The 10,500-nt window shown below is 69.2% G+C and carries 9 protein-coding genes and 2 tRNA genes; 3 read left to right on the forward strand and 8 right to left on the reverse strand.

The window, feature by feature from the left end:
- Positions 1 to 1,731 (reverse strand): PAS domain-containing protein (locus B7767_RS00740; protein WP_143652118.1); only part of this gene is annotated, 1,731 nt, incomplete at its 3' end.
- Between the two features lie 286 nt (positions 1,732 to 2,017).
- Entirely contained in the window at positions 2,018 to 2,503 is a 486-nt protein-coding gene (locus tag B7767_RS00745; protein WP_179166988.1) for an SSI family serine proteinase inhibitor, read from the reverse strand.
- 181 nt (positions 2,504 to 2,684) lie between these two features.
- Between B7767_RS00745 and B7767_RS00750 the strand changes: the two genes are divergently transcribed.
- Both B7767_RS00750 and B7767_RS00755 read left to right on the forward strand, forming a co-directional pair.
- Positions 2,685 to 2,775 (forward strand) — tRNA-Ser (locus B7767_RS00750).
- 192 nt (positions 2,776 to 2,967) lie between these two features.
- Positions 2,968 to 3,040, forward strand: a tRNA-Arg gene (locus tag B7767_RS00755).
- A 102-nt stretch (positions 3,041 to 3,142) separates the two neighbouring features.
- On the opposite strand, the gene xerC is transcribed toward B7767_RS00755, so the two are convergent.
- From xerC to B7767_RS00790, 6 genes are all read right to left on the reverse strand, one after another.
- Positions 3,143 to 4,426: a tyrosine recombinase XerC gene (gene xerC, locus B7767_RS00760; protein WP_085570364.1), complete on the reverse strand. Its 1,284-nt coding sequence runs from the start codon at positions 4,424 to 4,426 to the stop codon at positions 3,143 to 3,145.
- Positions 4,426 to 4,608, reverse strand: a complete 183-nt coding sequence (locus B7767_RS00765) for a helix-turn-helix domain-containing protein (RefSeq protein WP_019324615.1) — start codon at positions 4,606 to 4,608, stop codon at positions 4,426 to 4,428. Before B7767_RS00765 ends, xerC begins: the two co-directional genes overlap by 1 nt.
- Positions 4,605 to 6,089: a replication initiator gene (locus B7767_RS00770; RefSeq protein ID WP_085570365.1), complete on the reverse strand. Its 1,485-nt coding sequence runs from the start codon at positions 6,087 to 6,089 to the stop codon at positions 4,605 to 4,607. Before B7767_RS00770 ends, B7767_RS00765 begins: the two co-directional genes overlap by 4 nt.
- 150 nt (positions 6,090 to 6,239) lie before the next feature.
- Positions 6,240 to 6,959, reverse strand: a complete 720-nt coding sequence (locus B7767_RS00775) for a DUF2637 domain-containing protein (RefSeq protein WP_085570366.1) — start codon at positions 6,957 to 6,959, stop codon at positions 6,240 to 6,242.
- A 52-nt stretch (positions 6,960 to 7,011) separates the two neighbouring features.
- The gene (locus B7767_RS00780) at positions 7,012 to 8,424 is read right to left on the reverse strand and encodes an FtsK/SpoIIIE domain-containing protein (protein ID WP_019324612.1); all 1,413 of its coding nucleotides are present in this window, start codon (positions 8,422 to 8,424) and stop codon (positions 7,012 to 7,014) included.
- A gap of 202 nt (positions 8,425 to 8,626) precedes the next feature.
- Positions 8,627 to 8,986, reverse strand: coding sequence for a hypothetical protein (locus B7767_RS00790; RefSeq protein WP_085570368.1), 360 nt, complete (start codon positions 8,984 to 8,986; stop codon positions 8,627 to 8,629).
- A 181-nt stretch (positions 8,987 to 9,167) separates the two neighbouring features.
- On the opposite strand from B7767_RS00790, the gene B7767_RS00795 reads away from it, so the two are divergent.
- Complete coding sequence (locus B7767_RS00795) at positions 9,168 to 9,584, forward strand: GntR family transcriptional regulator (RefSeq protein ID WP_085570369.1); 417 nt, start codon at positions 9,168 to 9,170, stop codon at positions 9,582 to 9,584.
- The last annotated feature ends 916 nt before the right edge of the window (positions 9,585 to 10,500 follow it).

Here is a 10,500-nt window from a genome sequence, read left to right on the forward strand (position 1 = left end):
GGGAACGGCCACCTCGGCGGGAACGGCCACCTCGGCGGGCACCGCCACTTCGGCGGCCGGCACGGACCCCGCCCCGCCCCCGATCGGCACCTCGAGGACGAACGCGCTGCCGCTCATCCCGGGCACCTCGTGCGTCTGCAGCACACCACCGTGCGCCCGGACGATCCCGCGCACGATCGGTTCGTGCACCGGGTCGCCGCCGCCGTACGGCCCGCGCACCTCGATGCGTACGACCTCACCGCGCTGCGCCGCCGCGACCACGACCGTGTTGTCCAGGTAACCGCCCGCCGACACCGGCGTGTTGCCGGTCGCGTCGACACCCGCGACGTCCGCGACGAGATGCGCGAGGGCGGTCGCGAGCAGCCGCGGGTCGACCTCGGCCTCGATGGGCGGCGCGTGCACCGCGAACTGCACCCGCCCGGGGCCGATGAGCTCCACGGCACCGTCGACCCCGGCGGCGACGACGGCGTCGAGCATCACCTTGGTACGGGCGACCTGCTCGCCGCCGGCGTCGAGCCGCTGGTAGCCGAGGACGTTGTCGATGAGGGTGGTGATCCGGGCGTAGCCGGCCGACAGGTGGTGGAGCACCTGGTTGGCCTCGGGCCACAACTGTCCGGCGTCGTCGGAGGCCAGCGCGGACAGCTCCCGGCGCAGCTCGTCCAGCGGGCCCCGCAGGGACCGCCCGAGCAGGACGAGCAACTGGTCGTGACGCGCGGCGAGGGCCTCGTAGCGGTCCTTCTCCCGCTCGCCGAGCGCGGCGTACCGCTCCTCGTTCGCGGCGAGCTCCTCCGCGTGCTGTTCGCGCAGCTCCTCCAGCTCGGTGACGTGGCTCTGGCGCAGGGCGGTGAGCTCGGAGCCGTGCTCCTCGGCGAGCCGCTCCAGCTCCTCGGCGTGCTCCCGCTCGGCCTGCTCCTTCTCCTCGGCGAGCGCGTCGTAGGGGCGGCGGTCGAGGAACGTCATGACGGCGCCGACGAGCTGGTCGCCGTCGCGCACCGGCGCGGTCGTCAGGTCGACCGGCAGCTTGTCGCCGTTCTTGGCGTACAGCACCTGACCGCGCACCCGGTGCTTGCGTCCGGAGCGCAGGGTGTCGGCGAGCGGGGACTCGTCGTACGGGAAGGGGGCGCCGTCGGCGCGCGAGTGCAGGACGAGCGTGTGCAGTTCGCGCCCGCCGAGTTCGCCGGCCCGGTAGCCCAGTATCTGGGCGGCGGCCGGGTTGACGAGGACGATCCGCCCGTCGGTGTCGGTCCCGACCACGCCCTCGGAGGCGGCCCGCAGGATCATCTCGGTCTGCCGTTGCGAACGCGCCAGCTCGGCCTCGGTGTCGACGGTGCCGGAGAGGTCGCGGACGACGAGCATCAGCAGCTCGTCGCCGGTGTAGCCGGAATTGTCGTACGCCTGCTGGCCGTTCTCCAGATTCGCACTGGTGACCTCGACCGGGAACTCTGTCCCGTCGGTCCGCCGGGCGACCATCCGCGTCGGCTTGGTGCGCGCCCGGGGGTCGATGTGGTCGGGCCGCCGCATGGACCCGGGGATGAGCCTGGAGTCGAACTCCGGCAGCAGGTCCAGCAGCCCCCGCCCCACCAGCGCCGTGCCCGGGGTCTCGAAGGCCTCCAGGGCGATGGCGTTGGCGTTGACGACCGTCCCGTTGGCGTTGACCAGCACCAGGGCGTCCGGGAGCGCGTCCAGTATGGCTGCGAGGCGAGCAGTGCCTCGGGATGGCCTGCTGCTCACGAGACGCTTCCTCCCTGTTACCGCGACGTGCCGACCGCTCGGGCCATCTTGCCAACCTGCCCGCAGCGTGTCACGCGAGGGAGTCTAAGGGCTGGGATTGCGCTAGCGACGCCGGATGGGACGGACATCGCACGGGAAAGTGACGGCGATGTGACGCCCGGTACGCCCGGAACCCGCGACTGCCTGCGCCGACGCGCCACGAACCTTCGCGGGACCTTTACGCCCCCTGTGCCCCGACTCGCCGCCACGCGCCCCCGCTGCTTCCGTCGCCTCCCGGAGGTCTCCCTCATCCGCGTCCCCCGGCGCCCGCTTCGGGCAGCAGCGGCACCAGCCGGTCCCAGCGGGCGATCTCGCATCCGTTCGTACGGTCGTAGGCCGCGTCGACGGGGCGGCCGGCCCAGGTGCCGGTGACGCGGGCGGTGGCGGGCCCGCCGTACTGCATGGTGCAGACGGCGTCCCGCGGTGCCGGGGCGAAGGCGTCCCGCCCCCACCGGGTGTTCCGCTCGACGGCCGCACAGGCCCCGGTGGGGTCGGGATGGCTGCCGCCACCGGGCCGGCACCGCACCTCGTACGTCCCGTCCGCCCCGCCGCCCGCGTCGCGCACGGTGACGGTGAGGCGGTCACCGCGCGGAGGAGCGTCCTGCGCGTACGCCGCCGGGGGCGCGGTGGACAGCGAGGTGAGGGCCGCGACGGCGACGAGCCGCCGCAGCACGGGGCGCGCGGTGTCCGCACGCCGGATCCGCGACACGGTCTGTGAGGTGAGCTGCGACATGACCTGATCAACGCGCCACAGCGCGGGACGTTGCGCCACGCCGGCCTGAGGGCCGGAAGTGCTTTGCCCTGCGGGCTCCCCGCCTAGTACCGTGGGTGGCGATTGGTGACAGCCCACGCGGGTGTGTCATCATCGGCACGCACCGATCCACTCGCGCTCACGCGCGGAGGGTTCTGTGCATGGAGGCGTCGCCTAGTCCGGTCTATGGCGCCGCACTGCTAATGCGGTTTGGGTCTTAAAGCCCATCGAGGGTTCAAATCCCTCCGCCTCCGCACCAACGACGAAGCCCCGGTCCCTGCGGCCGGGGCTTCGTCGTTGTCGCTCCCCGCCGATCCCGCGTTTGCGCAGGTCACAAGGGGTGGGCCGAACGGATTTCACATGGCGGCGGCAGTCATGTAATGTTCTTCCTGTCGCCGCGAGCGGGCCGAAAGGGCCGGGAAGCGGCGAGAAAACTGAAGAGACAAGCACTCGTAGCTTAACGGATAGAGCATCTGACTACGGATCAGAAGGTTGCAGGTTCGAATCCTGCCGAGTGCACAGCAGACCAGAGGCCCTATGGAGTGATCCACAGGGCCTCTGGCTTTTGCCTTGACGGCAGTGTTTGACGGCAACCGCCTCCGAGGGCGGTAGCGGGACCGATCAGACGGCCACGAGTACACCGGCCGGGCCGTCGTCATCGTCCGGCCCGTTGCCGTCACCCCTCAGTGCGTCGCCGACGCGGTCGAAGGCGGACCGCTGGGAGTCGAGCCGTACGAAGGTGTAGATGTCCATGGTCACGCGGATGGAGCTGTGGCCCAGGACTTCCATGATCATTCGCGCATCGGCGCCCTGTTCGTGGAGCAGGGACGCGCAGGTGTGGCGCAGGTCATGGAAGCGGACCTTACGGACTCCGGCGCGAGCGCACAGCGCATCGAAGGACCGGTTCAGGTTCCGCGGCTCGATGGGGGTCCCGTTCTTAGTGGTGAAGACGAGGCCCTGCCCCGTCCCCTTCCAGTTGGTACCGGCCGCCTTCCGGTCGGCTACCTGCTGCGCGCGCTGGGCACGGAGCGCCGTCACGCATTCGGCCGGCAGAGCCACGCGGCGGGCCGAGCGCTGAGTCTTCGGCGCGACGATCAGCAGTTCGCCGCCGACCCGCTGAAGGGCCTGCCGGACGGTGAGAACGCCTTCGTGGAGGTCCACGTCCGACCAGCGCAGCCCCAGCAGCTCGCCGCGACGCAGGCCGACGCGGACGGCCAGCTCATAGACAGCCCACAGTCGGTTCTCACGGGCCGCCGCCAGGAGCTCACGCCCTTCTTTGGCGGTGAGCGGTTCGATCTCGCGCTTCGTTCCCATGCTCAGCTGCACGTTCCGGGCGACGTTGCGCGGCAGCTCGTCTTCCCGTACGGCGTGTTGGAGAGCGGCCCGCAGGATCACGAGCAGGAAGCGCACGGTCCGATCAGAAGGGAGCTTCTTGCAGCACTTGCCGAGAGCGCAGCAGCGCCGCTTGTGCTCCGGCCGCTTCTTGTCCTTGCCCTGCGCGCAGCACTGGCAGGTGGCCGCCGTCTTGGTCAGGAAGGCCCGGATGTCGCGGGCGGTGAGCCGGGCCAGCTTCTTCCTGCCGAACTCGGACGTGACGTAGTTGCGGACGAGCGATTCATAGTTGACGTACGTCGTCCTGCGCACCTTGCCCTGGGCGACGTTCACCAGCCAGTACGTCAGGTACGCGCCGATGGTCATCTTGCTGGTGGCGACCGGCAACCCGCTGAGGGAATCAGCCTTGAGCTTGGTCAGCTTCTCGTGTGCCTCGTCCCAGGTCTTGCCGTAGACGCTGCGCCGCTTGTACGTGCCGTCCGTCGTCAGAACGTATGCACTGCCTTCCCAACGACCGTCCTTCCGCTGGTAGATGGTGCCCTCGTTGTTGGCGTTCTTCTTCGGCTTGGCCATCAGGCGGCTTCCTGTTCGGTGCGGAGGGATACGTAGGCGTCCAAGGCGGCTTCGCTGATGCGGCGGCAGCGGCCGATCTTGAAGGAGGCGAGTTCGCGAGAGCGGATCAGGTCGTGGACCTTCCAGCGGCTGATGCCGAGACGTTCCGCGACCTGGTCCACGGTGAGCACGGCCGTCGTCATGCGGGCACAAGTCCTTCCTGCTTGAGGCATTGGGTGTGGGCGATGTCATGGCGGACCTGGGCAGCGAGGAGTTCTTCGCCGGGGCGGTAGCCGCTGCTGAGATAGGTCCAGGAGGAGGTGGTGACGAGGGTGGTCTCGTCGGTGGCGGGGAGGCCGGCGCGGGCGCGGGCGGCTTCGGCCTGGGCGATGCGCCAGGCGCGGCGTACGTCGCGGAGGGCGCCGAGGGTGGTGGAATAGGCGCGGGACTTGCTGGAGAAGTGGCCGCGGAAGCCGAGCATGTGAGCCCATTTCCAGAGCTTGAGTTCGGCGAACTCCGGCAGGTGGCCGAGGTCCCAGGCGGTGCGGATCATCTGCCGTACGTGCTGCTGGACGGGCAGGGCCTTGATGGGTTCGGCTTGTCCGGTGCCATGGCAGTCAGCGCAGCGGTTTGGCAGGCGGGAGGGTCCGCGTACGTAGCCGCGCCCGGCGCACGGGCGGCACATCAACGTGCGGTCCACGGTCCCCGCACCTTCAGCGTTCTTCGTGGCGTACTTGGCGATGTAGCCGGCGACGTTGGCGTCTGTGTACTCGGCGACCCTGGCGTCGGTGAGTTCGCCATCGCCCAGGGCGGTGATGGGGTCCACCTTGAACCGACGGCCCCAGGCGATGACGCGCTCGCCGATGGCGTCGGACTCGACGATGAGCCGGGCGCGCTCGACGGCCAGGCCCACGGCGGTGCTCAGGGCGTCGAAGGTGGCCCAGGCCGGGGGCGGGGTGGTGTGGCCGTCGGGCCCGTCGAAGCGGATCACGGCGTGGAAGTGGACCAGGCCGCGCTTCTGGTACTCGGCGACCTTGGCGAAGGAGACGCGCAGGGCGGCGTTCAGCGCCTTCTGCGTCATGCCGAGGTGTTCGGCCAGGGCGCGGCGCAGGTAGGTGGTGAAGCGTGCCCAGAGCTGTCCGGCGTGGGCGTTCCAGAGCACGGCGCCTGTGTAGTCGTACGTGGTCGGGCTCAGTGGGGTACCGAGTTCCGGGGCGTCTTCGGCGTGAGACTGGCCGCAGGCGCAGGGGCGGGACTTGGCCGTGCCGTCGGTCTTGCGATTGTGCACGGGGCCGAAAGAGGGGGCGGTGAGGGTGACGAAGGCGCGGGGGTGGTCGCGGACGGTCTCGGCGACGTTCTTGCCGCCGGACAGTCCGGCCTTGATCAGGTGGTAGGTGTCGGCGGCGTACACCCGTGAGCAGGCGGGGCAGCGGGAGGCACGTCGGTTGCCGCATGTGGTCAGCAGCCGTCCGGAGGGTTCGTCCTCGGAGTGATAGGAGCGGACCACTTTCTTGGTGGCCGGGTCGGTTGTGACCGTCCAGCCGTGGAGGTTGATGGGGCGGGTGCAGCCGCGCAGGTTGCGGACCTGCTCGGTGACGCGGTCGAAGTTGTGGGTGTTGGCCAGTTCGATCAGGTCCCGCAGGCCGGGGCTGACGACGTGCCGCAGGTCGAGGGAGCGGCGCATGAGTGGCGGGGTCTCCTCTCTGGCGCGAGGGCGGGACCTGCGGGCAGCAGCGAACAGTGCGCTCGGGCTGCTGCCCGCAGGCATGACGGAGTGGGCCCAGGGACGGGCGAGTGTGGGAGATGCCGGGGTGCCGGCGGGGAGAGCGCGGCCCTACAGGGCGGAGTGGAGGGCGGTGGCCATGGGCAGGCCGATGCCGAGTCGCCTCTTGAGCTGGGCCGCCGTGATGGGTTCGCCGTGCTCGGCGTGGTGGGATGCGGCGATGGAGCGTGCCTCGGCGAGCAGCGGCTCAGGCACCTTCACTGCAGGCGCAGCGGCGAAGAGTGCCGGGGTGCTGGGCATGGCGACTGGAGCCGGTTCCGGCGTGACGGATGGATCAGGCGTCAGGGCGGTTTCCGGTTCGGGGGAGGCCGGGGCGTGCTCTCGGGCGGGTTCCGTCTCGGCAGCCGGGGCCGGGGCGGCTGCATTGGTGGGGACCGCGTGGAAGGAGCGCAGGAGCTGCGGGCCGACCGCTCCCCAGCCGAGGAGCAGCACCGGGGCCACGGCGTCCACGGCGGCGCGGCCGTAGTGCTCGGCGACGATGGGTTCGGCGATGTTGAGGGCCAGGGTCAGCAGTCCGGAGACGTGCATGAGGCGGGTGGCCGCCTTCATCTTCTCGGGTGGGACGCCACGCAGGGAGAGGTAGCGGAGGGCGACCAGGAGGCCGACCACGGACAGGTCAACCATGGGGGCGATCAGGGGGGCGATGGGGGCGGGGACGCCGAGGCGCAGGGCCAGGGCCCAGACGTTGCCGAAGGAGAAGACGAACGCCAGGGCGGCGATGATGCCCATGACCACGGTCACGGTGCGCTGTGTGATCCGGTCCTCAGACATTGGGGGTTCACCTCCTTTCCGGTTGCTTGCGTGGGCTCAGGCGTGTGAATGGTCAGGCCGCCACGGGTGCCATAGAGCCGTCGTCGTTCGGGTCCTCCTTGGTGAGGTCGACGGCCGGGAGCAGGTCGGCCGGGTCGGCGGTCAGGTGGTTCGTGGTCTGCGCGATCTCCTCCGCCCACGCGTCCGGCACGTAGGGCGTGCGGATGCGGGTGAAACCGGGCTGCGACTGGTGGTTCATCGAGGCGACGCCGACATAGGCCGGGTCCTGAAGGTTGATCGGGTTGGCATCCGGCCAGTCCCGGATGTCCTCCCCAAGGGCGGCCACGGCAGCTTCGGCGGTCTTCTGCGCGAAGCTCAGGCCCACGGGGCACACGTCGCGGATGAAGGTCGGGATAGCGTCGCCCGTGCTCTTCTGCGTGGCGAGGATGACGAGGATGCCCACCGAGCGGCCCTTTTTGACCAGGTCTTCCACGAGCCGGGCGTTCTCGGCAGCGAGGGCCGCGAGCTTCTTCGTCTTGGGGTCGCTGCCCTTGTGGTCGCGGAAGTAGGTGTGCGCCTCATCCACGATCAGCACGACCAGCGGCCACTTCTCGGACGGGCCCACGTCCCACATGGACTTCACCCCGAGTACATCGAGGACCAGGGCGGAGCGCTTGCGGCGCAGGTCCACCAGGTGCTTGAACAGCTTGTTGGCCTCTTCGAGGTCATCGCCGACGAAGGCGAACATGCGCTTGACCCAGGCGTAGTAGTCACCCTCGTATGCGGCGGAGACCTTGCCGTCCGCGCAGGCGAACTGAACCCACGGCGCGGGTGCCCAGTCCGACAGAAGCCGGTTGATCAGCGATGTTTTGCCTTTGCCGGGAAGGCCGGCCACGGTTACGCCGGGCACCTGCCGCAGGTCGACGGATACTGGCTGCGCGTACTCGTCCACGCCCAGCTCCCACTGGGCCACCTTCTCCGGCACGGTGCCGATGGGACGGTGCTCGGTGGGGAACTTCAGCGGATCGAGCCGCACGCCGCGGATGACGACTGATCCGGGCTCGTCCTGGGTGACCGCCACGCGTGTGCACCGCCAGGCGTCCGCCAGATGCGGGGCCGCCTTCTGGTACTGCTCCAGGCCGACGCCGGGCAGGCAGCCCGCCCGCGCGATCACCCCGTACGCGTCATGCGTGACCTTCAGCGTGGGGACCAGGATGCGGGGCTTGATGGGCTTGCCGTCCGTGTTCGCCAGCGAGGCCAGCGCGGTCGGCATCTTGTCCGTGGCGCACAGCTTCAGCATCTGTGCGAGCCGCTTCCAGGTCCGCCGCACCCGCACGGCCTGCCGGATGGACTGCCGGGTCATCGCATCGGCCCGCAGGTAGCGCACCACCCACCACACCGACCAGCCGACCAGCACGGCCAGCGCCACGCCGACGACCAGGAGGCCGTAGCCGAAGGCCCCTCCGGTCGGGTCGTTGTCCTTCATGTGTTGCTCTCCTGAGAGTCGTAGAGAAAGGCCGCAAGGGCCGTTTCGAGGGCCGCCTGATCTGGGGCGGCGAGCCGGGGGAAGCCGTAGCCGAGAAGCACGGCCGCCACCGAGTTGATAAGGGAGTCACTGAGCCGGGCATCCGGCCCGGCATGAGGCAGTGGGCAGCTGCACTCGACGCCGGACCGGAACGCGAGACCGCTCACGCCGCCTCAGCGGCCGAAGCCGGACCGCCGACCAGGTCCAGGCGCTCTGCGCGGTAGGCGATGCCGTCCGAGAGCGATCCGTTGAAGATCCGGGCCCACGGGGTGGCGAACAGCTCCACCGGCATGACCGGCACACCCGGCTTGAGGCCGTTGGGAAGACCGGTCTCCGGCACCGTGATCTTCATGGCCTCGGCGCGGTCGTCCTCCATGAAGAAGAGGGTGACCACGAACAGCTTCGCGCCGGTCTCACGGTCCACGGCGAACTGCGTCTTTTCGGCGTCCGCGTACTTCGGAACCGGCAGGTTGCCGACCATGAACGACGCGGACGGGAGCAGGCCAACACGGATACGAGGCATGGGTGTTACGTCCTCTCGGTAGGTGCTCCACCGGGTGGTGAAGCGAGATCAACTGTGCACTAGGGCCCATAGGTGCGTCAATCGCTTAGCGCACATCGCACCTAGTCCAGGGCTAGCGCGCGTCTCATGGTGTGCCAGGGTCTTACTGCGGTAGGCGAGCTAAGCCCGCTACCCTCGGGTTATGAAGCTGCCCAAGGATTCCGACACTCCGCCGTACCGCCTGGTGGCAGAGGAGCTGCGGCGACAGATCCGCTCCGGCCGCCTCAAGCCAGGCGAGCGGGTCCCTTCGTCCCGCGACCTAGAGGCGACCTACGAGATCGCGAACATGACCGCGCGTTCCGCGCTGCGCATGCTGCGTGACGAAGGGCTGATCCACACGATGCCGGGTCGAGGCAACTTCGTCGCTGACCCCCTGCCCTCAGAGGCCGACCTGAAGGCCGGCGCTCCCGAGGCGGCAAACGGTGGGCGGATGCCCACGCCGGAATACGTCGAACTTTCCGAACGGCTGGATGCCATAAACGCGAGACTGGATAGTCTGTTGCAGGTCTTCCAGCAACTCGGCGGCGTCACTGACGCGAAGAAGGCGCCGAAGAAGTAGCGGGGCCCCTCTCGGTGGCCCGACGCACCAGATCCTCCAGCCGCGCCACCTTCTCCTCCACCTCCTTGAGTCGCGCTGCTATACGTGCTGCCTCGTGCTTGTTCATGTCCACCCGTTCGCTGCTGTGCCGTTTTTGCTTCATACGTTCAGGCCAACCGCTGGGGCTCGCCCGGCGGCTATCCGCAGCCGGATCGAAGCTTGCCTGTACCTCCCGGCAAGCCGTCATCGCGGCTGTTCAGCTAGGTTTATCTGCCAGACCGGACACCTACTAGCGGAGCGGTGCTGTGCTCCCACCGGGCGGGCAAGAACCTTCTTGCGTGTCCCGCCGGGCGGGCTCGTGCATGCGTGAGCTGACGCCGCTCATTCGTCCGATCGTCGGGCAGGGCATCAATAGTCCGGAGAATCGCCGGTTTGGGTAACCGGCACTTGCGTGTTATGTTCCGCCGCTCGACCCGCCGAGGAACACCTATAGGCGTGTCGGAATTCGCATCGGTATGACAGCCGATCCTGCGATCCACCCCACTCCTCCATCTTCGACTCCGGGCAGGATGGAGGCCCGCCCTCGTTTGCTACAGGTGCCGGATAGCCAGTCGGTGTGACAGCCGCCGGGTAAAAGTGAGCTCTGCCCACCCGCACACACGGCATCCTGTAATCCCCTGCCTGTGGATAGAGACCGCCGACCGCCAGAACAAATAGGAATCAATGCGGCCATAAGCGCCATAGAGGCGTCGATGCTGTGGAACGGGCGGGTAGGCGGGGACCGCGTGACCACACGCCCGGCAGGGGCCCAGCGCAGCGGAGTTGTTCAGAGTTTCTTTACTGGATCAAGGCGGCCCGCCTGCGGCGGGCCGCGCGCGCTGGCGGCCCGTGGCCGCCGTCGCTCCCTGTCTCCGCCACCGCTCCGGCGGCCCCCCGC

Origin of the sequence: Streptomyces sp. 13-12-16, from assembly GCF_002114215.1 — a bacterium.
Classification (GTDB): Bacteria; Actinomycetota; Actinomycetes; order Streptomycetales; family Streptomycetaceae; genus Streptomyces.

Coding starts and splice junctions, on each gene's coding strand:
- B7767_RS00790 (WP_085570368.1), bottom strand. CDS start 8,986: ATGCCTCGTATCCGTGTTGGCCTGCTCCCGTCCGCGTCGTTCATGGTC.
- xerC (WP_085570364.1), bottom strand. CDS start 4,426: ATGGCCAAGCCGAAGAAGAACGCCAACAACGAGGGCACCATCTACCAG.
- B7767_RS00795 (WP_085570369.1), top strand. CDS start 9,168: ATGAAGCTGCCCAAGGATTCCGACACTCCGCCGTACCGCCTGGTGGCA.
- B7767_RS00775 (WP_085570366.1), bottom strand. CDS start 6,959: ATGTCTGAGGACCGGATCACACAGCGCACCGTGACCGTGGTCATGGGC.
- B7767_RS00770 (WP_085570365.1), bottom strand. CDS start 6,089: ATGCGCCGCTCCCTCGACCTGCGGCACGTCGTCAGCCCCGGCCTGCGG.
- B7767_RS00780 (WP_019324612.1), bottom strand. CDS start 8,424: ATGAAGGACAACGACCCGACCGGAGGGGCCTTCGGCTACGGCCTCCTG.
- B7767_RS00765 (WP_019324615.1), bottom strand. CDS start 4,608: ATGACGACGGCCGTGCTCACCGTGGACCAGGTCGCGGAACGTCTCGGC.
- B7767_RS00745 (WP_179166988.1), bottom strand. CDS start 2,503: ATGTCGCAGCTCACCTCACAGACCGTGTCGCGGATCCGGCGTGCGGAC.